Raw genomic sequence first — 22,891 nt, forward strand, 5'->3', positions numbered from 1 at the left:
CCGCTGGGGCGTCACGGGCCGCCGAACCACCCGCGGCGCCGGTCGTCCCAGCGCCGGTCCCGGCGCTGCCCCTCGCCCTCCCGCTCCTCTTCCTCCAACTCGGCGACGATCCTGGCCCACCGGTGGGGGTTCACCCAGACGCCGGCGTCGTGTGCGCCCGTGGGGGGCGGCGGGGCGTTGCGCTTGCGCCACATGCGCCGGGCCGTCCGCGACAGCCACCAGACGAGAACGCCCAGGACGATGAGTTGGAGGAGTAGTTCCATGGTGTCTCCCTGCTGCTTCACCCGGCGGGACCGCTCGGCCGTCTCGTCGATGGCCGCAGTATCCGGCCTGCCGCAGACGGCCCGAATCACCCGCCAGGGATGAAAACACGGCAGAACTCACGAACGTGGGAGGTGGCTCATGACAGAGAACCACACGCCGATCCGGACGACCGCCAAGGACGAGTGGGCCGTGGGCATCGCCGCGTTCGCCGGCTGCGTGATGGTGATGATCGCGATCTTCCAGGTCATCACGGGGATCGCCGCGCTGGTGAACCAGGACGCGATCTACCCGATGACGGAGCACCGGATCCTCATCGCCGACCCGGCGACGTGGGGCTGGGTGCACCTGGCGCTGGGCATCCTCATCGGGCTCGCCGGGTTCGGCGTCTTCGCCGGGGTGGGCCCGGCCCGCGCGATCGGCGTCGTGCTCGCGGCGATCGGCGCGCTGGCGAACTTCCTCGACCTGGCCGAGCGACCCCTGTGGTCGATCGCGCTCATCGCCCTGTACGTGACGGTCATCTGGGCCCTGACCGTCTTCACGCGCCCGTACCGCTGAGAGCCCTGACCGTCTTCACGCGCCCCTGCCGCCGAGACACGCGCGAGGCCCGCCGGTCATCACCGGCGGGCCTCGCGGGGCTGCGTCACCGGCGGCGACGGCTCACCCTCCTGGCCGTGCGGCGCCCGGTGCGCCTGGCCACCCTTCTGGCTCCGAACATGTCCCTACCTCCCGTTCCTCGACTGCTCCAGAACCGACAGCCGCTTGGCCTCCTCCGCCGTGTGCAGCCCCAGCGCGATGAGGTCGAAGGGGCTGATGAAGCCGTCGCTGATGCGGAATCCGTTCGCCCGCAGGATCGCGTCGCGCAGCGGGACCGCCCAGTGGTGCTCCAGCAGGATGAGCGCGGCGGCGGTGTCGTTCGGGATCTCCGCCAGAACGTCCCAGACCTCCTCGTCCGAGGGCATCACGTGCAGGCCCGACTCCCTGACGGTCTCGGCGCCGGCCAGCGCGCCCGCCTCGATGCCCTCCTCGCCCTCGATGCCGAGCCCGATGAGGGCTCCGATCTTGGTGCCGTACTCGATCGCCTCTTCCTCTGTCAGGTTGCTGAGGTGCTCCACCTCGATCTCGCCCGCCTTGTCCTTGTAGACGGCGAGCGCGTCGATCACGCGCACGGTGTCGCTCTGCCGCAGCCGCTCCAGCTCGGCGATGACCTCGCCGTGGAACTCGGGATGGTTGAACCCCAGAACGATGAGCTGGACGGGTCCGATCGCCATGTCCGCCCTCCTCTACGTGTCGTCCGTGCGGCCAGCCTCCCGAGATCGGGCCGGAGGGTCATCACCCGTTGCGAGTGACTTGCGGGCGGACGCCGCGGCGCACGAGTTCCGTGAGCACCGCGATGACGCCGCAGGCGCCCGCGCCCGCACCGATGATCAACGGCCAGAACGGCAGGTCCAGCGGCGCGGTGGCGAACAGGTGGTTGAACGCGGGCAGGTAGACGAGGGCCGGCTGGAGCGCGGCCATGGCGAGCAGCGCGGCGACGGCCCGCCTGTCGTACGGGCCGGCGCGCGGGCCGTCCGGGCCGAAGAAGAGCGCGGCCGACGAGCGGGCGAGCACCACCAGGCTGGTGGAGACCAGCGCGGCCGTCTGCGCCTCGGCGAGCCCCGCCCCCTGCGTCGTCGCCCAGGCGAACAGGGCGCACGCCTGCGCCCCCAGCACGGCCGCGACCAGCAGCGCCTCGGCCACGCGGGCCGGGGCCAGCGGCGACCTGACCGGTCCGGGCGCCGGCCGGAACGCCGCCTGGCGCGTGCGCAGCTCGGCGTTGAGCGTGATCATCAGGCCCATCGTGGTGGCGAGGTTCAGCCAGAGCAGGTGGACGGGTTCGACCGGCGCGTCGAGGCCGAGCAGGACGGCGAGGACCACGACGAAGGCGATCACGCGCGGCACGAGCGCGTGGCCGGTGTAGCGGGCGACGCCCTCCAGGGCGGCCCGCCCCTCGGCGATGCCCGCCGCCGCCGTCGCGAACGTGCCGCCTGGCAGCACCACGTCGGCGCCCTCGTCGCTGATGGAGGTGCCGACCCCGACGTCGGCCTGCCCGCGCCCCGCCCCCGCCGCCTCGCCGTCGATGACGGCCACCACGTGGTTGTGGCTGCGCAGCGCCCGCACGAGCCGCCGCTCCTCCTCGGGCAGCAGTCGCGCGAACACGGTGGCCCGGTCGAGCGACACCGGCCCGCCGAAGCGGCCGTCGGCCAGCTCCGCGCCGCTGAGGGCGCCTTCCGCCAGCCCCACCCAGGCCGCGCTGGAGCGCGCCATGAGGGCGTCGTCCCCTGTGATGATCTTCACGCCCACCCCGGCGTCCTGGCATCCCCGCACGGCTTCCAGGGCGTCGATGAGCACCGGGCTGTGCATCGCCTGCAACCCCAGGAACGTGAGCGGCGGTAAGGAACGCTCCGTCAGTTCCGTCCCAGGAGTGACAGCGGGAGCCGAGGCGAAGGCCAGCACGCGCAGCCCGCGGCGGGTCAGCCACCGCGCGGTGTCCAGCACCTCGCGCCGGTCCAGCTCGCCGACCTGGCCGTCGGCGCCGAGCCGGCCGTCGCACAGGTACAGGACGCGCTCGACCGCGCCCTTGGCGTACACCATCGCGGGGGTCTCGCCGACCGGCTCGTGCAGGGTCGCCATGAACAACTGCTCCGGCGTGTACGGCAGCGTGGCGACGCGCGGCGACACCTTCTCCAGGCCCAGCATGGCCGCGCTGTCCAGCAGCGCGCGCTCGGTGGCGTCACCGACCGCGGCCGAGACGCCCTCCCGCTCCACGATGCGCGCGTCGTTGCAGCTCAGCCCCGCCTGGAGGCAGGCGTCCAGCGCCGGGTCGGCACCCGGCCCCACCGCCACCCCGCCCTGTGTGATCTCGCCATGGTCGCGGCCCGCGCCCGTCACCTGGTAGGCGCGCCCGCCCGCGACCACCGTGGTGACGTAGGCGCGGTCCGAGGTCAGCAGCCCGGCCCTGCGGGTGCACACGACCGTGGTGGCGCCCAGCTTCTCCACGGCGGCGGGCCGGCGCACCAGCGTCCGGCCGTGCGCCATGCGCACGGCCCCCGTCGCCAGCGCCGCCGCCACGATGGACGGCAGCTCCCACGGCACGGCCACGATCATCAGCACGGCGACGGCCGCGCGCACGGCGGACGACTCCAGCCCGAGCAGCGCCCCCGCGCCGATCAGGGCGCCCGCCGCCACCGGCATGACCAGCGCCGTCAGGAACCGGAAACGGCCGATCGCCGTGGTCAGCGGGGTGACCACCGGAGGGACCCCGAGTGGGGCGATCGCCTTCGCGACTCGCCTGTCCAGGGCCCAGATGTGCACGACCGCCATGGCGACGACAGCCAGCATCGCCGCGCCGGTCCACAGGTCCTCCGACCACACCGCGAGCAGGCCGCCGGCGACGACCACGTACACGAGAGGCGAGCGCAGCGCCTGGTGCGTGCGCGGTCCCATCAGCAGAAAGGGCCGCAGGCCGCTTTCGTGGATACTCTCAAGGCGTACATGGCCCCCTCCGGATGTCCGTCCTGGCTCCCTCATCGTTGCCCGGGAACGCCGCGCTGTGGAGCCCTCGGGCATGATTTTCCCGCTATTTGGAGCCCTCACTTTTCCCCCGGCCGCTCAGTGCGGCACCGGAGCGACCGTGACGTCCCTGGCGGCCGGTTCCTGCCCGTCCGCGCCCGCCGCGGCCTCCTCGTCCGGTTCGCCGCCGCGCGCGAAGAGGGTGACCAGCACCTCGTAACCCACCAGCAGCAACGCCACCACGAGCAGTGACAGCCACGACGACAGCAGCAGCGCCACGACGGCGGCCACCACGATCCCGCCGACCCGCAGCACGTCGAGGTAGCGCCCGGTCCACGTACGCAGCCGCTCGTTCCTCCCGGCGGAACGCGCCGCCTCCCAGCCGGAGCGGACGCCCCGCACCGCGTTGCTCCGCAGCCAGACCGGGATGCGGCCAGGACCTGCCAGGTAGCAGACGACCGCGATCACGATGCCCGCCCACAACAGCCAGATCCCCCAGGTGCGCAGCTCGGTGAAGACGTCGTAGACCGCCACGGACACCCCCTGCCGGTAGACGCCCTCGGGCACCAGGGCGAGGAGCTGGTCACGCACCGCCCGCAGCCCGCTGGTCAGGACCACCGCCGAGATCGACAGCCACAGCCCCCACTGCAGCAGCGTGCGCCTGCGGTGCGGCGAGATCCACAGGGCCAGGCCGAGGGCGAGCACGGAGCCGCCGATCAGCAGCACCACGCTCCGTTTGAACGTCACCATGGCTTCCTGGAGCTGGCCCAGCATCGGCCGGTCGTACATCCTGATCTGCGCGAAGTCGGCGGGCAGCGTCACTCCGACGGCCGTCTCGATGCGCTCGCGCAGGCCGGGCGGCACGGTTCCCGAGGTGAGGGTGGGCAGGTCGAGCCGCTTGCCGAAGATGGTCGGCAGGCGCTGCTCGATGGTGACCAGGAGGTTGTTCACCACGGGCAGCAGGTTGAGCGTCACCGTCGTGCCCGACACGGAGACCGTCTGGCTGCGGCCCTCCAGGATCGCCAGGATCTGCGCGTGCGCGAACCGGTTGGCGTCGGCCCACAGCGTACGGAACTGCTCGGTGCCCATGAACCTGGTGACCAGGTCCTTGGTGTAGCCGTGGACGGCGCCGGTCACCGGGCCTGCCAGGAACGTCGCCCGCGGCGGCAGCACCTCCGCCAGGCGCTGCTCCACGTGCAGCGCGGTGAAGACCTGATCGGTGAGGTAGGTCGCCATCGCGTTGGTCACCTCGGGATGCGCCGGCAGGCTCTCCACCGTCGCCACCCAGCGCTCGGTGTCGAGCGTGGTGCGCGCCCCCCACAGGCCGATGGCCGAGCACACCGCGCCGAACCCGGCCACGGCGACCAGGACGGCGGCGATGATCCGGCGGGCCAGGTGGGCGCGCCTGCGCCGCCGCGTACGGTCCTCCAGCCGGCCGCGCAACTCGGCCACCTCGGCACGCAGGCGCTCCAGCTCGCCGGTCTCCGCCGGCCCGCTCGCCACCTGGTCAGGAACCGCGGGTGGCGCGGCGGAGTCGAGGTGTGCGTCTTCGCCAGGCATAGCGACCTCCCCAACCGATGTACAAGGATGCTGACCGGGTCGGGGCCGCCCGCCCTCACATCTTCCGGGTGACACCGGCTCCGGTCACAGCAGCCTGAGATGGCGGACGAGCTGGACCGCCTCCGCGCGGGAGGTCACGCCGAGCTTGCGGTAGATGGATCGGGTATGCGTCTTGACGGTGTTGGGTGAGACGAAGAGCTGCAGGCCGATCTCGCGTACGGACAGGTTCTCCAGCAGCAGCCGCAGCACGGCCTGCTCGCGGACGGTCAGGATGTCGGTCAGCACCGTGCCCTTGGCCGGGTCGGCGGGCAGCAGGTGGGTGAGCCTGGCGTGCACGTGGGCGAGCTTGGTGCGCAGGTGCTCGCCGCTGTCCTGCTCGGTGGCCAGCAGATGCCGGGCCTGGACGAGGTAGGCGCTGGCGGCGCCCCGGTCCCCGGCGTCCAGGCAGGTGTCCGCGAGCGCGGTGAGGAGATTCAGCGTGGGCCAGCCCGACAGGCCGACCACGGCTCCGCGCAGCGCGAGCGCGTGCTCCAGGAGCGACCTGGCGTCGGCGGGCCGGCCCTCGCGGGCCAGCACGGTGCTGAGCGCCGCGACGGGCAGCGCCGCGTGCGGCGACTCGCTGTACCCGTGGGCCTCCGACAGCCCGTACGCCGCCCTGGCCGGCTCGCCCGCCTCGGCGGCCCGGCCGAGGCCGCAGAGCGCGAGCGCCAGCACGGACAGGGACATGATCCGGAACGGCGGCCAGCTCGCGCCGCTCTGCGCCGCCTCCGCCGCGAACGCCAGCGCCCCCTTGTCGTCGCCCATCAGGTACATCCCGTACGCCAGCCCCGCGCGCGAGGGGGCGTACCACCGCGACGTCGGATCGTCCTCCAGCTCGCAGGCGATCCAGCCGGACTCCACCATCGCGGGCACGCCGTCGTACCCGAACAGCGCCCTCAGCAGGTTCACCGCGAAGCGCAGCGAGGGCGACCCGTCCGGCAGCGGCCCCTCGTGCTGCAGCGTCGTGGCGATGCGGACCCAGTGCCGGGTCGCCGAGCGGTCGCCGGACAGGGCGGCCAGCCAGGCGGCGCAGACCGCCGCGACGGGGTCGCCGTCACCCCGGCCGCCCGCCGTCGAGTCCATCCAGCTCTGCACGAGGTCGAGCCGGCCGGTGCTGACGTACTCCATCCAGTTGGCCTCGAACAGGCGCGTGAGGTGGCCCAGTGCGCCGCTCTCGCGGGCGTGCTCCGTCGCCTCCAGGATCAGGCCGTGGCCCGCGTACCAGTCGCTCGCGCGCAGGTGCGACTGCGCGACCGCGTCCGGCTCGGCGTCGGCCAGGTCGGCGCGGAGCGCCTGCGCGAACATGTGGTGCAGGCGGTACCAGCGGCGATGGTCGTCCAAGGGGACGAGAAACAGGTTGGCCCGCTCCACGACCTGGAGGAGCGTCACGGCGTTGGCGGTGCCGGCGACCGCGTCGCACAGCGGCGCCGTGAACCGGTCGAGGACGGAGATCCGGCGCAGGAAGCGCCGCAGCTCGGGTGCGACCGACTCCAGCACCTCCTCGTGCAGGTAGTCGGCGATCAGGCGGTGGGTGCCGCTGAACTCGGCCACGAACTCGACGGGGTCATCGGAGATCCGTAACGACAGCGCCGCCAGGCGCAGCGCGATCGTCCATCCCTCGGTGGCGTCGAGCAGGCGGTCCAGGTCGGCGTCGTGCAGCAGCATGCCGGACAGCCGGTGCACCATCGTGGCCGCCTCCTCCCGCGTCCAGGCCAGGTCGGCCATGCGCAGCTCCAGCAGGTCGCCGGCCATCCGGTACTGCGGCAGCGGCAGCGCCGGCTCCGTGCGCGTGATGAGCACGAGCTGCGTGGTGGGAGGCAGGTGGTCGATGAAGAACTCCAGGCTGCGCAGGCAGTCCGGGTCGCCCAGCGTGTGCAGGTCGTCCAGCACCAGCGCGACGGGCTGCTCCAGGGCCGCCAGGCCGGTGATCAGGCGCGGCAGGGGCGGCCCCCGGTGATGCTTGCGCAGGTCGTCCATCCCGGGCAGCGCCGTGCTCGCGGCGCGCGCGAGAGCGTCCCAGAGGGCGTCACCGGCGTTCAGGCCGCGCTCGGCCGTCACCCAGGCGGCGGGCCTGTCCTGGTCCGCCGCCAGCCACTGGGTGACGAGGGCGGACTTGCCGGATCCGGCGGGCGCGGACAGCAGGATGAGCCGCAGGCCGCGCGCGCCGTCCAGCCGCCGCAGCAGAGTGGGGCGCTCGCTCCATTCGGGGTGTACTTCGGGGGTCACGCTCCGCACCTCAGAGGAGAGCCCGAGCAGCGCCGCGGTGGGGCGGGTACCGGTGGGAGTGCTCGCCTCACGCGCCTTCTCGCGGAACCACCTGGGCATGCGATGCTCCGATCGCGCTGTCCTTGCTCCTGGAGTTTCTGCCGTGATCTTCAAACAGTCAACCGCCCTCAAAACGGGCAGACGCTATCGCCTTTTGCGTCCCCTCAGACGAGTGACAGATGTTTCGCGCGGCGCACCGCCTCGGCCCGGCGGGTGACGGCGAGCTTACGGTAGATGCTTTTCAGGTGCGTCTTGACGGTGTTAACGGACACGTACATCTGCGCGGCGATCTCCTCGGTCGTCATCACCTTGGTCAGGTGCTGCAACACGTCGAGCTCGCGGGCGCTGAGCCTGCCGTACATGGCGGTGTCCAGCTCTTCCTCGCCGCTGTCCGGAGCCAGCCGCAGCCGCGCCAGGAAGCGCTGGTAGGGCCGCACCAGGTACGGGTCGTGCCGCAGCAGCGGCTGCAGCCAGGGTTTCGAGCGCGCGAACGGCAGCAGCGCCTGCTCGCGGTCGCCCAGCCGTAACGCCCTGTCGAGCATCCGGCGGCCCCTGGAGGGATCGCCGTTCTGGTAGGCCAGCCGGACGTCCAGCAGCAAGGCGTCCAGCCGGACGTCCAGGGGCACCATGCCGGGCTCGGTCAGCACCGCGTGCACCGCCTGCGCGGCCTCGCCCGGCCGTCCCTCGCTCAGCGCGGCGACCGCGAGTGCCAGGGGTTTGCGCAGGTCGTCGGCGTCGCCGGCGCGCTCGGCGCACGCCCGCGCCTGCGCCGGCTCGCCCAGTGCCGCGTGCGCCTCCGCCTGGAGGAGCAGCAGGCGCCGCCGCAACCACGGCTCCAGAGACACAGCGGCCTCGCGCGGCTCCCGCCCGCCGCCGGGCGGTTCCTGGACGGCCTCGCGGGTCTCCTCCAGAGCCTGGCGGGGCAGGCCCTCCAGGAGCCTGGCCTGGGCGCTGATCAGGGCGTGCACCCCGGCCATGACGGCGTCCGGGCACTGCCGTACGGCCGCCTGGGCCTTGGACAGCTCCTGCTTGGCGCGGCCCGGCTCCACCCGCTGGATCGCCACCCACGCCGAGGCCAGATGCGCCGCGGCGCCGCGACGGCCCGCCGGCACCGGGCCGGGGTCGGGAAGCTGCTCCGCCTGGGCCGCCAGCTCGCAGGCCCGCGCCGGGCGTCCGCGCAGCCCTTCGGCCAGGGCCAGTTGCCCCAGGCAGTGACGGTAGAGGAAGTCGCCACCGGCCAGCGCCGCCGGCTCGACGGCCGCGCGCAGGGCCGCGACGGCCTCGTTCAGCCGCCCCTGCCGCAGCTCCAGCGACCCCCGCGCGGCCAGGACCAGGGCCTCGATCTCCGGGTGCTGGTCGAGCGAGTGCGCCGGCGCCTGCTGAAGCAGAGCCTCCACCTCGGTGAGGGTGCGCGACAGGTCCGCCTCGCGCGGCTGCGGGTCGGCCAGCCGTACCAGGCCGATGGACATCCGCAGGGACGGTGACGCGGTGGCCGGGGAGCGGTCGATCAGCGCCTGCGCCGTCTCCAGCGCGGCGGCGCAGGACTCCTCGTCGCCGCCGGCGCGGGCGAGGGCCGCCGCGACCACGGCCGGCTCCGGAGCCCCCGCCAGGTGCGGCACGGTGTCCGGCATCGCCCGCAGGCTGTCGCCGAGCACGTGGCCGGGCCGCAGCCCCTCGCCGGGGACGTGGCCGGACCGCAGGCCGAGCAGCCGGCCGACCTCCAGATGATCGACGACGAGCCGGGCGGCGTAGGGCCAGGCGCCGGCGCGGGCGGCGTGCCAGACCGCGTCGTGCACGTCCCCCGCCCGCGCGAACCACGACGCCGCGCGCAGGTCCAGCTCGGCGAGGTGGCCCGGCGTCTCGTGCCGCAGGATCAGCCGCAGCGCCTGTCCGAACATCGGGTGGTAGCGGTACCAGCCCTGATCGAGGCGCGTGGCGAACGCGTTGTCGCGCACCATCGCGGCGAACGCGCGGCCCGCCACCGGACCGGCCAGCTCGGTGGCCAGCTCCGCGTTGATCCGCTCGGGGACGCCGGTGGCCATCAGCAGCCGGCGCCGGTCGTCCGGCTCGGCGTCCAGGATCTCCTCCATCAGGTAGGCCACGACGGAGTTGTGGTCGCCGCCGAAGTGGGCGACGAACTCGTCCGGGTCGTGATGCCCCTCCATGGCGATCGCGGCCAGCCGCAGCCCGGCGGCCCACCCCTCGGTCCTGGCCAGCAACGTGCGCAGGGACGACTGCGACAGGCCGACCTTGTGCTGCGCCAGGAGCTGCTCGGCCTCCCGTTCGGAGAAGGCGAGCTGTTCGGCCCCGATCTCGGTGAGCTCCTGGGCCAGGTGATAGCGGCGCATCGGCAGCGGCGGGTCCTGGCGCGCCGTCACGACCAGCCGCAGCCAGGCGCGCGTGTCGCGCAGGAGCCTGCCGAGGTCCCTGTTCACCTCGCAGTCGGCCTGGATGGACAGGTCGTCCAGCACCAGGACCACGGGTTGAGCCCGTTCCGTGAGAGTCAGGGCCAGGGCGGCCACGGGGTCGCCGTCGCCGCTCACCTCCACCCCCGCCCGCTGGAAGGCCGACAGGACCATGGGCCAGAAGACCTCTGACTGCTCGGCACCCCGTTGCAGGGTGACCCAGGCGATGGGGCCCGGGGCGGTGCCGCACATGGCCCATGAGATCGCCGCCATGGTCTTGCCGGTTCCCGGAGGACCCGTCACCACCGTGAGAGGACCCTGGACGCCTCTGCGGAGGCGGTCCACGATCCTGCGGCGGACGATCAGCCACGGCGGTGGTTGAGGAATGACCACCTTGTACGGAAGAACACCTACGTCCAACCTGATTCGTGCCATACTGCTCACCCCTGCCCGAAAGGGATCAGCTTGCGTCTGGACGTTAGGCGCACCTCGGGCGTTTCTCGCATACCCCGGCGGCGATTTCACCCGGGTGAGACCGCGCGGCAGGACTCACCCGGGTGATGGGAGGCCACGCTCACCGTCACGCCACCCGGGGCATCGGGCGATAGGCATCACCTATCAGGTCGCCTGCCCCTTGGGGTCCGGAGCTGGGCCGTTGCGGTGGTGACGGCGCCTGGCCAGATTGACGAGGACGGCGGCAGCCGTCGCCGCACCCGCCCCTGCCGCGACGATGAGGCCGCGACGGCTCTTCTTCCTCTGTCTCCTCATGCGGCCATCATCCGGAGCCATCCCCACCCTCCCATCACCCACGCGGGGTGATGCGCGCACCCGCGTGCGTGGCGACGCTCGACGCGAGGCCGCCCCATCAGTCGCCGGGAGTCCGGATATGACCACCAGCATGAGACAGGCGAGCCGGACGCGGCCATCGGTGCGGTCCCGCCTGGAGGCGCCGGGCGTGTCCGGATGGCTGTTCACCGGGCTCGCGCTGGGCACCGCCATCCTGTTGTTCCTGCTGCACGCGCTGCGGCCGCTGCTCATGCCGCTGGTGCTGGCCGCCGCCATCGCCGTCGTCATCGCCCCGCTCGCCGAACGGCTGGCCGGCCGGATGCCGCGCGCCGCCGCGGCGGCGCTGTGCTGCCTGACCGTCCTGCTGACCGCGGCGGCCTGCGGCTTCGTGCTGGTCGCCGGGCTGCGCGGCCAGCTCCAGTCGATCACCGCCGCCCTGAACGTCGGCTGGGAACGGGCGGAGCAGCTCGCCCGCGACCTCGGCCTGGCGGCGGGACAGGCCGAGGACCTCCGCCAGACCTTCGCCGACGCGCTGCCCACCCTGGTCACCGAGCTGCTCACTGGCCTGGCCGGCGGGGTGGCCGTCCTGATCGAGCTGGTGGTCGGTCTCGCGCTCGGGCTGTACCTGGTGTTCTTCATGCTCAAGGACACCGGGCAGATGACGTCCGCGACGGTGCGAGCCCTGCCGCTGCCGGCGGAGGTCGGCCGCGAGGCGGTCGACAGGGCCGCCGGGATCATCCGCCGGTACTTCCTCGGCATGACGCTGATCGCCGTGATGAACACCGTGCTCATCGTCACCGCCGCGCTGATCCTGGGGGTGCCCGCCATCGGGGTGATCGCCCTGGCCACGTTCCTGGGCGCGTACATCCCGTACGCCGGCGCGTTCGTCTCCGGCGCGTTCACCGTGCTCATCGCGCTCGGCTCCGGCGGAGTGAGCGCCGCGCTGTGGATGCTGCTGGTGGTGCTGCTGGCCAACGGCACCCTGCAGAACCTGCTCGCGCCGTTCGTGTTCGGCGCCGCGCTGCGCATCCACCCGATGGTCGTGCTGCTCGTCACCGTCCTGGCGGGGATCGTGGCGGGGCTGGCCGGCGTGATGCTGGCCGTGCCGGTGACGGCGCTGGCGCTCGACCTGGCCCGCCTCGCCAGGAAGTACAAGGAGCAGACGTACGCCGAGCAGATGGCCACCGAGCAGATGGCCACCGAGCAGACGTCCACACCGACACACGACGAGCAGACACACGACGAGCAGATTTCGGACGACCGGCAGCGGCACAACGAACCGGTCACCCCGAGGGGAGGACGCGATGACGGAGCGCGTGGGTGAGGCCGGTACGACCGGGCCCGAAGAGAGCGGCCCCACGCGGGCGGCACCGGACGGCTCGCAGACGGCGGACGAGACGGTGCGGGACGGCGCGGACGACCGTCCCTCGATGCCGCGCATCGTGCTGGCCGGCACCGTGAACGCGGGGCAGCGCCTGCACCTGCTTTCCGACCCCGCGCCACCCGCCGTGAACGTGACCGTCGGGCTGCTCGCCCAGGGCGCGCAGGCCGGGGAGCGGCTGATCGGCCAGTGCTCGGACGGCGTGCGCAAGGTGGCGGGCCTGCCCGCCCCGTGGCTGCGCCAGGTGATCGCCAACGCCGCCGAGCGCGGCGAGGACGCCATCGCCGGCAGCAGCCGGCAGACCGCCGCCTGGCTGCGCGGGCCGGTGAGCGACACGGTTGCCAAGTCCACCCGCTCGCTGCTGGGCGGCCTGGTCTCCAGGGCGGTCCGCCAGGCCGCCGAGACGCTGTCGCCCGTGGTCATCGACGCGGTGCTGCCGTACATCCGCGAGCAGGCGGTGCCCGCCCTCGTCGGCGACGTGGTGGCGGATCAGCGGCTGCGCGCCATGGTGGCCGCGCAGGGGCGCAGCGTCATGGCCTCGATGGCCGACGAACTGCAGGCCAAGATCGCCAGCGCCGACGACCGGGCCGAGGCCGCCTTCCAGCGGCTGCGCCGCGGCGGACCGGCGACGTAAGGGATGAGCCCGCCATGCTACGCGGGGATCGTGTCGCGGTTGATGGCCGTGCTGATCGACGCCGCGGCACTCACTGTCGTGACCCCGGTCGCCGTGCTCGGCCCGCCGATGATGTGGCAGTCCCTGGCGGGCACGCCGCCCACCTGGTTCACCTCGAGCTTCCAGATCGCGGGGGCGACGTTGCCCCTGGTCTACTTCTCCCTCGCCTGGTGGGCGACCGGGCAGACGCTCGGCGGGCTCGTCCTGGCGATCATGGTCCGGCGCGCGGACGGGAGCCGCGTCGGACTGCTCAGGGCCGCGCTGCGGGCCGCGCTCGGCCTGCTGTTCGCCCCCATCTGGTTCCTCGGGATGATACTGGTGCTGGTGCAGGCGCACCGCAGGGCCATGCACGACCTGGTGTTCGGCACTGTCGTGGTGCGAAAACCGGCCCGGTGACGCGGGTCGTCAGAGGAAGGACCGCCGCACGATGACCGCCGACAGGATGCCCCGCAAACAGTACGAGAAGCAGCTCCTGGAGTTGCAGGCCGAGCTGGTCAAGATGCAGGAATGGGTGAAGGCGGAGGGGCAGCGGCTGGTCGTCGTCTTCGAGGGGCGCGACGCCGCCGGCAAGGGCGGCACGATCAAGCGGGTCGCCGAGTACCTCAACCCCCGCGTGGCCGGGATCGTCGCCCTGCCCGCGCCCACCGAGCGCGAGCGCACCCAGTGGTACTTCCAGCGATACGTGGAGCACCTGCCGGCGGCCGGGCACATCGCGCTGTTCGACCGGAGCTGGTACAACCGGGCCGGCGTCGAGCGGGTGATGGGCTTCTGCACCCCGGACGAGTACACCCGGTTCCTGCACCAGTGCCCCATCTTCGAGCGGCTGCTGGTCGAGGACGGGATCCTGCTGCGCAAGTACTGGTTCTCGGTCAGCGACAAGGAGCAGGAGCGCCGCTTCCGGGACCGGCTGGAGGACCCCCTGCGGCGGTGGAAGCTGTCGGAGATGGACCTGGAGTCGATCACGCGGTGGGAGGAGTACTCCAGGGCCAAGGACGAGATGATGGTGCACACCCACATCGCCGAGGCGCCCTGGCACGAGGTGGAGAGCGAGGACAAGCGGCGGGCCCGGATCAACATGATCTCCCACCTGCTGTCGTCGGTGCCTTACCAGGACGTCAAGCAGTCGGAGCTGAAGATCCCGGTGCGGCCGGAGTCCACCGGGTACCGGCGGCCGGCGCGGCACGTCGACATGCGCGTTCCGGACGTCACGGGCGCGGACAAGCGCGGGTGACCCGGGCTCAGCCGCGCGCCGTGCGCTCGCCGTCCGCCTCCGCCCCCGCCCCCGCTTTCGGCGCCGGCTCCGGCTCCGGCTCCTTCTCCGGAGGCGGCGGTGGCGTGTCACCACCCGGGGGCGCGCCGCCCCCGGCGGGCGCGGCCTCCACCAGCTCCTGCCGCTTCACGAACGTGTCGATCAGCGACAGCAGCATCGCCACCACCGGCACGGCCAGCAGAGCCCCCACCGCCCCGAACAACGACGCCCCCAGGATCACCCCGGCGAACGCCACCCCCGGATGGATGTCCACCGACCTCCCGCTGATCCGCGGCTCCAGCGTCAGGTTCTCGACCTGCTGGTAGAGCACCCCCCATCCCAGCGCGGCCAGCCCGATCCACGGGCGCGGCGACACCAGCCCGACCACCGCGGGCAGCGTGATGGCGATGTACGTCCCGATGGTGGGCACGAACTGCGCCACGAGCCCCGTCCACAACCCGAGCGCCAGCCACGACGGCATCCCGAGCACGAGGAAGACGACGGCCGAGGTGACGGCGTTGATGGTGGCCAGGATGAGCCGCGCCCACACGTACCCGCCGGTCTTGACCAGCGACACGTCCCAGATGGTGAGGAAGACGCGCTGGAGGTTGGCGGGCATGAGCCGGGCGAGCCACACCCGCAGGCGGGGCCCGTCGGCGGAGAGGTAGAAGATCAGCAGCAGCAGCGTGAAGGTGTTGACGAGCGCGCCGGTGAGGGTGCCGAGCAGGCCGAGGACGTTGCCGAGCACGTCCTGGGCGTACTGGGCGGCCTGTTGCGGGGTGAGGTTGAGCGAGGTGAGGATGTCGGCGATCTGATAGTTGGTGCCGAAGCGTTCGTTCACCCAGGCGACGGCGCCGGTGAGGATGCCGGGCAGCTCCCGCACCAGGACGGCGATCTGCTCGGCCAGCAGGCTGCCGAACAGGTAGAGGAAGATCGCCGTGAACAGGAAGATCGCCACCATCACCAGCAGCGCCGCCGCGCCGCGGCGCATGTGCCGGGCCAGGCGGCCGACGGCGGGCTCCATGGCCAGCGAGGTGAACCAGGCGACGATCACCACGACGATCAGCCCGCCCGCGTCGGCCAGCACGAATCGCGCGAACAGCACCACGGCGAGGACGGCGACGACGGCGAGCGCGGCCCGCCACACGTTCGCGGGCGAGAGCAGCACGCGCACGGACCGGGGCTCCTCCTGCTGCGTCATGGTCTCTCCCTGGGGGTGACTTACCGGGCAGTGCGCAGCGTACGACTGCACGAGGTCATTGCCCAGCCTTGATCCCCTCAGTCCTCCGCCTTGACCTCCGGAGCGGCGAGGAAGTCGTCGATCATGGAGGCGAGCCATTCCGCGCGGTGCACGAGCGTGACGTGCGTGGTGCCGGGCAGCACGGCCAGCCGCGCCGGCGGCAGCCCGGCCTGGTCGCCGGCCACCCCGCCGCCTCGCAGGCGGAACGTCTCGACGGCGTGCTCGGGGCGGATGATGTCGGAGTCGCCGATGACCAGCATCGTGGGCGCCTGGATCGCCCGCACGTCGTCGGCCGTGGGGTTGCGGAGGGTGCGCATGAGCTCGCTGATCTTGTCGACCAGCGCGGGGAAGTCCTCGGGCCGGGGCGCGAGCCGGAGGTACTCGTCGTGGAAGGGCGAGCCGATGAGGTGCTCGGGCCGCAGCGTCTCGAAGCCGTCGGACAGGCCGGGGTGCAGGCCTTCGGCGGTGAAGGAGAACGAGGCGAGGATGAGCTTGCGGACGAGGTCCGGCCGCGTGAGCGCGATCTGGAAGGCGATGGTGGAGCCCAGGCTGTAGCCGAGGACGTCGGCCTGCCGGATGCCGAGGTGGTCCAGGACCGCGGCCACGTCGCCGGCGATGAGCTGGGGCGACAGGGGCCGGTCGATGTCGGCGGTGCGGCCGTGGCCCTGGAACTCGACGGCGATCACCTGCCGGTTCTCGGCCAGGTGCGGCAGGAGCTCGCCGAACGAGGTGCCGATGGCGGAGAAGGAGCCGTGGATCAGGACCAGCGGGTCGCCGGTGCCGTGGATCTCGTAGTACATGTGCAGGCCGTTGACGGGCGCGTAGCCGCTCTTGTGATCGGTCATGTGACCATGGTGCGAGGCCGCGCTTACGCTCTGCTTCAGATTCTCTTCAGCGGACTGAAGTAGAACGGAACCCTACGTTCCCTTACACTGTGAAGCATGAGCAGCCCACCCATGAGCGGCCGCAAGGCGCAGGCCGCACGCAACGACGAGTTGATCCTCCAGGCGGCGCGGGCGGTCTTCACCGCCGAGCCCGGCGCCCCCATCGCGGCCGTGGCCGAGAAGGCGGGCGTCGGGATCAGCGCGCTCTACCGCCGCTATCCCAGCAAGGAGGCGCTGCTGCAGAAGTTGTGCGGGGACGGGCTGCGGCTCTACGTCGAGGTCAGCGAGCGGTCGCTGGCCGACGACGGCGATCCGTGGGAGGCGTTCGCCGGCTACCTGCGCGGCATCGTGGACGCCGACTCCAGCTCGCTGACGATCAAGCTGGCGGGCACGTTCACGCCGACGCCGGAGCTGCGCGAGCTGGCGGCCAGGGCCTCGGCCCTGGCCGTCGAGGTGCACGGCCGCGCGGTGGCGGCGGGCGTGCTGCGGCCCGACGTGACGGTGGCCGACGTCGCGCTGCTGTTCGAGCAGCTCGCCTCGATCAAGCTGGGCGGCGAGGAACGCGCCGCCGAGCTGCGCCACCGCTACCTGACGCTGACGATGGACGCCCTGCGCGTCCCCCCGGCGCACCGCGACCTGCCCGGCGCGCCACCGCGGGACGAGGAGCTCTCGGCCCGCTGGGTGCCGCGCGGTTAGTCCTCGCCTGTCTTCCAGTGGAACAGGTACGACATCACGAAGCCGAGCAGCCCGGTCACCCCGGCCGACACGGTCATCGCCATGCCGAGCGCGGACACCGCCCCGGACACCAGGCCGGGGCTGCCGATGACGAGGCCGGCCGCCTGCACCAGCACGACGACCACGCCGAGCGTGAGGAACAGGACGAGACCGATCTTGAACAGGACCATGACGAGGCTCTTCATGACGGGGGCTCCTCTCAGATCGGCAGCACGCCGGTCGCGACCAGCACGCCGAGCACCAGGGTGGGGATGACGAACCAGACGATCAGGCGGCCGAACGTCCTGGCCGGGTCCACCTGGGCGATGCCGCTGGCGATGTAGATGGGGGCCGCTCCCGGCGGGGACGCCCCCTCGGTCGAGGCGAAGATCATGATGGCGGTGGCCGCGGCCGCCGGGGCGATCCCGGCCGCGGTCAGCGCGCTGAAGGCCACCCCGCCGACGGCGGCGATCGTCGCGGTGCCGGTCAGCGGCGCGGCGATGATGACGAGCAGCAGGCCGACGATGGAGGCGATGACCACGGCGGGCGCCTCCACACTCTGCAGGATCGTGGTGAGCTGGTCCACCAGGCCCAGCTCGCCCAGGCTGGCAGCGGCAGCGAACGCGAAGAACAGCGTCGCGCCGATGACGGCGTACCGAGGGGCCATCTCGCCGAGCAGCTCGCTCCAGGCGCGGCCGGTGCGCGGCAGCCGCTTCCACGCCACCGCGAACGTGGCCAGCACGGTCAGCACCGGGATCCACACGATGATGCTGATGTCACCGGCCGCCTCGCCGACCCGCGACTCCATCAGCGCCACGCCGAAGTCCAGCGTCATCAGCACCGGGACGAGGATGCCCGCGTACACCAGCAGCGACGTCCACCCGGCGCGCAGCGCCGCCCGCAGCGGCACCAGGTCGGCGGCGTCGGTGGCCGCGATGTTGTGCCGGCGCACCCACAGGAACACCACCACGAACCGGTAGGCCACCGTCCACAACCCGCCGACGAGAGCGGGCACGAAGAGCTGGTCGGCCGTCAGGACGGGCGCCACGGCGGCCGAGCCGAGCAGCAGGAACATCGAGGAGCTCGGCGGGATCGAGATGCCCAGCCCGGCGTTGCCCGCCACCAGCGAGGCGGCCAGGTCGGGGCGCCAGTTCGACCGGATCATCCACGGGATGGTGACCGAGCCGACCGACGCGGAGATCCCGGAGCCCGACCCCGAGGGGCCGCCGAGCAGCGCGGCGGCGGACGTCGAGACGTAGCCCGCGCCGCCGCGCAGCCTGCCGAAGATCGAGTTCAGGACGGTGACCTGCTCCTGGATGAGGCCCAGCTTGGTGAGCAGGTATCCCATGAAGACGAAGGCCAGGGCGGCGAAGACGACCTCCTCGGCCATGGCGTCGACGATGCCCGCCCAGGCCAGCGCGAAGAAGTCGGCGCCGCCGAAGAGGCACACGCCTGCGAAACCGATGAGCATCGCTTCACCGATGTTGCGTTTGAGCACGCCGTTCCAGACGACGATGATGGCGATGTAGGCGATGAGCGCCCATACGGCGATTCCCATGGCGAATGACCTCCAATGGGGGGTTGTGCTGGGGGTGAGCGGTGTGCAGGCCGGTGGTCAGGCGCCGGGTTCAGGCGGACCGGGCGCGGCCGGGGGCGGGTCTTGGGATCCGGGCGGGGCCGGTGATGGGTCTTGCGGGCCGGGCGGGCCGGCGAGGCGGTGGGCCAGCTCGACGGTGCGGCGCGCCCTGACGACGATCGGCGCGTCCACGAACCGCCCGTCAGGCAGCGCCACCGCGCCGACACCCGCCCGTTCGGCCCGCTCCGCCGCCGCCACGACCTCGGCGGCCCTGGCGACCTCCTCCTCCGACGGCCGGAACGCCCGCCGGATCGCGGGGATCTGCCGCGGATGGATGGCGGTCCTGCCGAACAGCCCGAGCGCGCGCCCCGCCCGGCAGGAGGCGAGCAGCCCTTCCTCGTCCTTGACGTCCGGGTAGACGGACATGGGCACCGGCGGCAGCCCGGCCGCGGCGGCGGCGAGGACGACCTGGAGTCTGAGGTGGTTCATGGCCTGCTCGCCGGTGACGGCCAGCTCGGCGGCCAGGTCCTGCTCGCCGAGCGCCACTCCTGCCACGCGCGGGTGCGCGGCGATCTCGCGGGCCGCGAGGACCCCGGCCGCCGACTCCAGCAGCGCGTACGCGGGCGCGCCGGCGAGCGCGTCGAGCACGTCCGTGGACTCGACCTTGGGCAGCCGTACGGCGTCGGCGAGATCACCGACGGCGGCCAGGTCGTCGCGCCCGCGGGCGGTGGCCGGGTCGTTGACCCGCACGTGCACCTCCATCGCCCCTGGCTCGGGCCGGCCGCCGTCCCGGCGGGCGCGCAGGTAGGCGACCGCGTTGTCCCGCGCCTCGTCCTTGCGCACGGGCGCGACCGCGTCCTCCAGGTCGATGATCACCACGTCGGCGCCGGACGCCTCGGCCTTGGCGAACCGCTCGGGCCGGTCACCGGGCACGTACAACCAGGTCACAGGCAGCGCGGTGGCGGGGGGCGTGGTCACGCGATCACCCCGTCCTCGCGCAGGGCGGCGATCCGGTCGGCGGCGTAGTCCAGCTCGCCGAGCACCTCGTCGGTGTCGCTGCCGATCGCCCGCCCCGCCCACTTGATCTCGCCGGGCGTCCCGGACATCCGGAACAGCACGTTCTGCATGGTGAGCGAGCCGAACTCCTCGTCCGGCACCTCCACGAACGTGTTCAGCGCCGCGTACTGCGGGTCCTCGGCCAGGTCGGTGACGTCGTAGATGGGCGCGACGGCGGCCTGCACCTCCTCGAACCTGGCGATGACCTCGTCGGCGTCCCGCTCGGCGATCCAGGAGGCTACCGCCTCGTCCAGCTCGTCCACGTGCTGCACCCGGCCGTGGCCGCTGGCGAACCACGGCTGTTCGACCAGGTCGGGCCGCCCGACGAGGGTGACCACCCGCTCGGCGATGGGCTGGGCGCTGGTGGAGATGGCCAGCCACCGGCCGTCGCGGGTGCGGTAGGTGTTGCGCGGCGCGTTGCTGCTGGAGCGGTTGCCGGTGCGCTGCTGGACGAGGCCGAGCGCCTTGTAGATGCTCATCTGCGGGCCGAGCAGCCCGAGGATCGGCTCGATGATCGCCATGTCGATGACCTGGCCGCGCCCGGTCTGCTCGCGGGCGTGCAGGGCGACCATGACGGCGTACGACATGGCCAGGCCCGCGATGCCGTCGGCCAGGGCCAGCGGCGGCAGCGTGGGCGGCCCGTCGGGCTCGCCCGTCATGGCCGCGAAGCCGCTCATGGCCTCGGCGAGCGTGCCGAACCCGGGCCGCTTGGCCATCGGCCCGAACTGCCCGAACCCGGTCATCCGCGCCACGATCAGGCGCGGGTTGAGCTTGAGGAGGTCCTGCGGGTCGAGGTTCCAGCGTTCCAGGGTGCCGGGACGGAAGTTCTCGATCAGCACGTCGGACCGTTCGGCCAGGCGGCGCAGGATCTCCTGCCCCTCGGCCCGCGACAGGTCCACGGCGGCGGCGCGCTTGTTGCGCGACAGCGTCTTCCACCACAGGCCGGCGGCGCCGTGCCCGCGCGAGGGGTCGCCCCGGCGGGGATGCTCGATCTTGATCACGTCGGCGCCGAAGTCGCCCAGCATCATGGCCGCGGAGGGGCCGGCGAACAGCGTCGCCGCGTCGATGACCCTCAGGTCGGCGAGGCTCGTCATGAGTATGTAACTTATAAGAAATATGTCATAGGTCAAGACCGAGGCCGAATCTGCGAGACACTTGACGACATGTCACCCACCGAGCCCCGTCCGCCCATGAGCAAGGCCGACTACGCCTACACCGTGCTCCTGGAGGAGATCCGCAGCGGCCGGATCCCCGGCGGGACGGCGTTGCGCGCCGGGGAGGTGGCCAAGCGCCTCGGGGTGTCGGTCACGCCCGTCCGCGAGGCACTGCGCAGGCTGGAGAAGGACCGGCTGATCAGCTACGAGGCCCACCACGGCGCGACCGTCGTCGACCTGGGCGACGAGGCGCTGGCCGAGTACTACGGGGTGCGCGCGGTCGTCGAGGGGCTGGGGGCGCGGCTGGCGGCCGGCCGGATCACCCCGGTGGAGCTCGCCGAGCTGCGCGAACTGCACGCCGCGATGGCGCGGGACGCCGCGCAGGGCAGGCACGACCGGCTCGGCGAGCAGAGCAGGCGCTTCCACCTGCGGATCGTGGACATCGGCGGGCCCGCCTTCCTGGGCGCGCACGCCCGGTCGGTGCGCAACAGCTTCCCGGTGCCCGCCGAGGCGTCACTGTGGCTGGACGAGACGCAGGTCAAGGCACAGCTCGAAGCCCACGAGGGCATCCTGGCCGCTCTGGAATCAGGCGACGCCGAGACGGCCGAACGCATCATGATCGACCACGTGCGCCGCGCCGGGGAGTTCCGCCAGCACCACTGACCCGCACCCACCGCCCCACACCACCGGCCCGCGCCGCCCCCACACCACCGCCGCACACCACCGCCCCACACCACCGGCCCACACCGCCGACACGCACCACCGGCCGGCGCCGGCCGACCCGCACCTCGACATGCCTTGCGCCTTCACGCGCCCACCTATGCCAACAAACGTTGGCCAACAACCGTTGACAATCTCGTCTCCCGCGTCCTACCGTTGTGCCAACAGCCGTTGACCAAGGAGTCGACATGAACGCCGAAGTGCTGATCGTCGGAGCCGGCCCCGCCGGACTCACCGCCGCCGTCGTCCTGGCCCACCGCGGCCGGACCGTCGTGATCGTGGACGCACAGGAAGAGGGCGCCAACACCTCCCGCGCCGCCGTCGTGCACTCCCGCACCCTGGAGGTCCTGGAGCCGTACGGAGTGGCGGGCAAGATGGCCGCGCACGGCGTGCACACCCCGGTGTTCACCATCCGCGACCGCGACAAGGTCCTGGTGCCGGTGCCCTTCGACGGCCTGCCCACCGCCTACCCCTACACGCTGATGATCTCCCAGGCCGACACCGAGGCGTACCTGCTGGCCCGCCTGGAGGAACTGGGCGGCAAGGTGATCAGGCCCGCCCGGGTGACCACCGTCGAGCAGGACGCGGACGGCGTCACCGCCGTCCTGGACGACGGGGAGCGCATCCGCGCCGCCTACCTGATCGGCGCCGACGGCCTGCACAGCACCGTCCGCCAGAGCGCGGGGATCGGCTTCACCGGCGGCACCTACGCCGAGTCGTTCGTGCTGGCCGACGTCCGCCTGACCGGCGGGGTGCCGCGGGACGAGGTCATCCTGTACTTCTCCCCCGCCGGGCTGGTCGTCGTCGCCCCGCTGCCCGGCGGCCTGCACCGCATCGTCGCCACCGTGGACGAGGCCCCCAAGGAGCCCGGCATCCCCTTCGTCCAGCACCTGCTCGACACCCGCGGCCCCGAGGCCGAGCCCGCGCGGGTGGAGGAGCTCGTCTGGAGCTCCCGCTTCCGGGTGCACCACCGCATCGCCGACACCTACCGGCAGGGCCGCATCCTGCTGGCGGGCGACGCCGCCCACGTGCACTCGCCCGCCGGCGGCCAGGGCATGAACCTCGGCATCGACGACGCCGTCCACCTGGGCGAGGCGCTGGCCAGGGTGCTCGGCGGCGAGCCCGGCGACCTGCTCGACGCCTACGCCGCCACCCGCCGTCCGCAGGCCGAGCAGGTGGTCGCCCTCGCCGGGCGGCTCACCGCGCTGGCCACCGCCTCCTCGGGCCGCCGGGTGCTGCGCAACCTGGCCCTCGCGCTGGCGGGCCGCGTCCCGGCCGTCCGCAAGCGCCTGGCCTGGCAGCTCTCCGGCCTCAACAGGCGGCCGGCCGCCTGAACGCCACCTCCCTGAACGCCATCCCTGGACGGCGAGAGCACC

General features: G+C 72.7%; 21 protein-coding genes. 8 read left to right on the forward strand and 13 right to left on the reverse strand.

The window, feature by feature from the left end:
- Positions 1-11 precede the first annotated feature (11 nt).
- A complete protein-coding gene (locus FXF51_RS03330; protein WP_148432752.1) occupies positions 12-263 on the reverse strand; it encodes a hypothetical protein in 252 nt (83 codons plus the stop codon).
- A 139-nt stretch (positions 264-402) separates the two neighbouring features.
- Between FXF51_RS03330 and FXF51_RS03335 the strand changes: the two genes are divergently transcribed.
- Positions 403-819 (forward strand): hypothetical protein, encoded by a 417-nt coding sequence (locus FXF51_RS03335; protein WP_148432753.1) that lies wholly within the window; start codon positions 403-405, stop codon positions 817-819.
- Between the two features lie 164 nt (positions 820-983).
- Here FXF51_RS03335 and FXF51_RS03340 read toward each other — a convergent pair whose 3' ends face one another.
- From FXF51_RS03340 to FXF51_RS60460, 6 genes are all read right to left on the reverse strand, one after another.
- On the reverse strand, positions 984-1,532 hold the full coding sequence (locus FXF51_RS03340) for a hypothetical protein (RefSeq protein WP_148432754.1): 549 nt from the start codon (positions 1,530-1,532) through the stop codon (positions 984-986).
- A 61-nt stretch (positions 1,533-1,593) separates the two neighbouring features.
- Positions 1,594-3,747, reverse strand: coding sequence for a cation transporting ATPase C-terminal domain-containing protein (locus FXF51_RS03345; protein WP_187414151.1), 2,154 nt, complete (start codon positions 3,745-3,747; stop codon positions 1,594-1,596).
- A gap of 165 nt (positions 3,748-3,912) precedes the next feature.
- On the reverse strand, positions 3,913-5,373 hold the full coding sequence (locus FXF51_RS03350) for a hypothetical protein (RefSeq protein ID WP_148432756.1): 1,461 nt from the start codon (positions 5,371-5,373) through the stop codon (positions 3,913-3,915).
- An 84-nt stretch (positions 5,374-5,457) separates the two neighbouring features.
- Positions 5,458-7,737: a LuxR C-terminal-related transcriptional regulator gene (locus tag FXF51_RS03355; protein ID WP_148432757.1), complete on the reverse strand. Its 2,280-nt coding sequence runs from the start codon at positions 7,735-7,737 to the stop codon at positions 5,458-5,460.
- A gap of 104 nt (positions 7,738-7,841) precedes the next feature.
- Positions 7,842-10,385 carry a helix-turn-helix transcriptional regulator gene (locus FXF51_RS03360; RefSeq protein ID WP_222871111.1) on the reverse strand — a complete coding sequence of 848 codons (2,544 nt, stop codon included), beginning with the start codon at positions 10,383-10,385 and terminating at the stop codon, positions 7,842-7,844.
- A gap of 315 nt (positions 10,386-10,700) precedes the next feature.
- Positions 10,701-10,850: a hypothetical protein gene (locus FXF51_RS60460; RefSeq protein ID WP_187414152.1), complete on the reverse strand. Its 150-nt coding sequence runs from the start codon at positions 10,848-10,850 to the stop codon at positions 10,701-10,703.
- 118 nt (positions 10,851-10,968) lie between these two features.
- On the opposite strand from FXF51_RS60460, the gene FXF51_RS03365 reads away from it, so the two are divergent.
- The 4 genes from FXF51_RS03365 to ppk2 are packed head-to-tail and all read left to right on the forward strand — an operon-like array spanning position 10,969 to position 14,153.
- Positions 10,969-12,192, forward strand: a complete 1,224-nt coding sequence (locus FXF51_RS03365) for an AI-2E family transporter (protein ID WP_187414153.1) — start codon at positions 10,969-10,971, stop codon at positions 12,190-12,192.
- On the forward strand, positions 12,173-12,883 hold the full coding sequence (locus FXF51_RS03370) for a hypothetical protein (protein WP_148432759.1): 711 nt from the start codon (positions 12,173-12,175) through the stop codon (positions 12,881-12,883). Before FXF51_RS03365 ends, FXF51_RS03370 begins: the two co-directional genes overlap by 20 nt.
- A gap of 30 nt (positions 12,884-12,913) precedes the next feature.
- The gene (locus FXF51_RS03375) at positions 12,914-13,318 is read left to right on the forward strand and encodes an RDD family protein (protein WP_187414154.1); all 405 of its coding nucleotides are present in this window, start codon (positions 12,914-12,916) and stop codon (positions 13,316-13,318) included.
- Positions 13,319-13,349: 31 nt separating this feature from the next.
- Positions 13,350-14,153: a polyphosphate kinase 2 gene (gene ppk2 / locus FXF51_RS03380; protein ID WP_148432761.1), complete on the forward strand. Its 804-nt coding sequence runs from the start codon at positions 13,350-13,352 to the stop codon at positions 14,151-14,153.
- Between the two features lie 7 nt (positions 14,154-14,160).
- On the opposite strand, the gene FXF51_RS03385 is transcribed toward ppk2, so the two are convergent.
- Positions 14,161-15,372: an AI-2E family transporter gene (locus tag FXF51_RS03385; RefSeq protein ID WP_262379261.1), complete on the reverse strand. Its 1,212-nt coding sequence runs from the start codon at positions 15,370-15,372 to the stop codon at positions 14,161-14,163.
- 77 nt (positions 15,373-15,449) lie between these two features.
- Complete coding sequence (locus FXF51_RS03390) at positions 15,450-16,256, reverse strand: alpha/beta fold hydrolase (RefSeq protein WP_148432762.1); 807 nt, start codon at positions 16,254-16,256, stop codon at positions 15,450-15,452.
- 96 nt (positions 16,257-16,352) lie between these two features.
- On the opposite strand from FXF51_RS03390, the gene FXF51_RS03395 reads away from it, so the two are divergent.
- Positions 16,353-16,991 carry a TetR/AcrR family transcriptional regulator gene (locus FXF51_RS03395; protein ID WP_262379262.1) on the forward strand — a complete coding sequence of 213 codons (639 nt, stop codon included), beginning with the start codon at positions 16,353-16,355 and terminating at the stop codon, positions 16,989-16,991.
- Here the strand turns inward: FXF51_RS03395 and FXF51_RS03400 are convergent.
- From FXF51_RS03400 to FXF51_RS03415, 4 genes are read right to left on the reverse strand one after another with little or no spacing between them, the layout of a single operon-like run.
- Positions 16,988-17,215 carry a hypothetical protein gene (locus FXF51_RS03400; RefSeq protein WP_148432763.1) on the reverse strand — a complete coding sequence of 76 codons (228 nt, stop codon included), beginning with the start codon at positions 17,213-17,215 and terminating at the stop codon, positions 16,988-16,990. The two genes, FXF51_RS03395 and FXF51_RS03400, sit on opposite strands and share 4 nt — an antisense overlap.
- A gap of 14 nt (positions 17,216-17,229) precedes the next feature.
- On the reverse strand, positions 17,230-18,567 hold the full coding sequence (locus tag FXF51_RS03405; RefSeq protein WP_148432764.1) for a TRAP transporter large permease subunit: 1,338 nt from the start codon (positions 18,565-18,567) through the stop codon (positions 17,230-17,232).
- Positions 18,568-18,624: 57 nt separating this feature from the next.
- Positions 18,625-19,563, reverse strand: coding sequence for an HpcH/HpaI aldolase/citrate lyase family protein (locus FXF51_RS03410; protein ID WP_187414155.1), 939 nt, complete (start codon positions 19,561-19,563; stop codon positions 18,625-18,627).
- Positions 19,560-20,735, reverse strand: coding sequence for a CaiB/BaiF CoA transferase family protein (locus tag FXF51_RS03415; RefSeq protein ID WP_148432765.1), 1,176 nt, complete (start codon positions 20,733-20,735; stop codon positions 19,560-19,562). Before FXF51_RS03415 ends, FXF51_RS03410 begins: the two co-directional genes overlap by 4 nt.
- A 69-nt stretch (positions 20,736-20,804) precedes the next feature.
- Here FXF51_RS03415 and FXF51_RS03420 point away from each other — a divergent pair, with 69 nt between their 5' ends.
- Entirely contained in the window at positions 20,805-21,458 is a 654-nt protein-coding gene (locus tag FXF51_RS03420; RefSeq protein ID WP_262379263.1) for a GntR family transcriptional regulator, read from the forward strand.
- Positions 21,459-21,703: 245 nt separating this feature from the next.
- Positions 21,704-22,849, forward strand: a complete 1,146-nt coding sequence (locus FXF51_RS03425; protein WP_148432766.1) for an FAD-dependent oxidoreductase — start codon at positions 21,704-21,706, stop codon at positions 22,847-22,849.
- Positions 22,850-22,891 lie beyond the last annotated feature (42 nt).

The sequence above is a fragment of the Nonomuraea sp. PA05 genome (genome assembly GCF_008086045.1).
GTDB lineage: Bacteria > Actinomycetota > Actinomycetes > Streptosporangiales > Streptosporangiaceae > Nonomuraea > Nonomuraea monospora.

Coding starts and splice junctions, on each gene's coding strand:
- FXF51_RS03330 (WP_148432752.1), bottom strand. CDS start 263: ATGGAACTACTCCTCCAACTCATCGTCCTGGGCGTTCTCGTCTGGTGG.
- FXF51_RS03335 (WP_148432753.1), top strand. CDS start 403: ATGACAGAGAACCACACGCCGATCCGGACGACCGCCAAGGACGAGTGG.
- FXF51_RS03340 (WP_148432754.1), bottom strand. CDS start 1,532: ATGGCGATCGGACCCGTCCAGCTCATCGTTCTGGGGTTCAACCATCCC.
- FXF51_RS03345 (WP_187414151.1), bottom strand. CDS start 3,747: ATGGGACCGCGCACGCACCAGGCGCTGCGCTCGCCTCTCGTGTACGTG.
- FXF51_RS03350 (WP_148432756.1), bottom strand. CDS start 5,373: ATGCCTGGCGAAGACGCACACCTCGACTCCGCCGCGCCACCCGCGGTT.
- FXF51_RS03355 (WP_148432757.1), bottom strand. CDS start 7,737: ATGCCCAGGTGGTTCCGCGAGAAGGCGCGTGAGGCGAGCACTCCCACC.
- FXF51_RS60460 (WP_187414152.1), bottom strand. CDS start 10,850: ATGAGGAGACAGAGGAAGAAGAGCCGTCGCGGCCTCATCGTCGCGGCA.
- FXF51_RS03365 (WP_187414153.1), top strand. CDS start 10,969: ATGACCACCAGCATGAGACAGGCGAGCCGGACGCGGCCATCGGTGCGG.
- FXF51_RS03370 (WP_148432759.1), top strand. CDS start 12,173: ATGACGGAGCGCGTGGGTGAGGCCGGTACGACCGGGCCCGAAGAGAGC.
- ppk2 (WP_148432761.1), top strand. CDS start 13,350: ATGACCGCCGACAGGATGCCCCGCAAACAGTACGAGAAGCAGCTCCTG.
- FXF51_RS03385 (WP_262379261.1), bottom strand. CDS start 15,372: ATGACGCAGCAGGAGGAGCCCCGGTCCGTGCGCGTGCTGCTCTCGCCC.
- FXF51_RS03390 (WP_148432762.1), bottom strand. CDS start 16,256: ATGACCGATCACAAGAGCGGCTACGCGCCCGTCAACGGCCTGCACATG.
- FXF51_RS03395 (WP_262379262.1), top strand. CDS start 16,353: ATGAGCAGCCCACCCATGAGCGGCCGCAAGGCGCAGGCCGCACGCAAC.
- FXF51_RS03400 (WP_148432763.1), bottom strand. CDS start 17,215: ATGAAGAGCCTCGTCATGGTCCTGTTCAAGATCGGTCTCGTCCTGTTC.
- FXF51_RS03405 (WP_148432764.1), bottom strand. CDS start 18,567: ATGGGAATCGCCGTATGGGCGCTCATCGCCTACATCGCCATCATCGTC.
- FXF51_RS03415 (WP_148432765.1), bottom strand. CDS start 20,735: ATGACGAGCCTCGCCGACCTGAGGGTCATCGACGCGGCGACGCTGTTC.
- FXF51_RS03420 (WP_262379263.1), top strand. CDS start 20,805: ATGTCACCCACCGAGCCCCGTCCGCCCATGAGCAAGGCCGACTACGCC.
- FXF51_RS03425 (WP_148432766.1), top strand. CDS start 21,704: ATGAACGCCGAAGTGCTGATCGTCGGAGCCGGCCCCGCCGGACTCACC.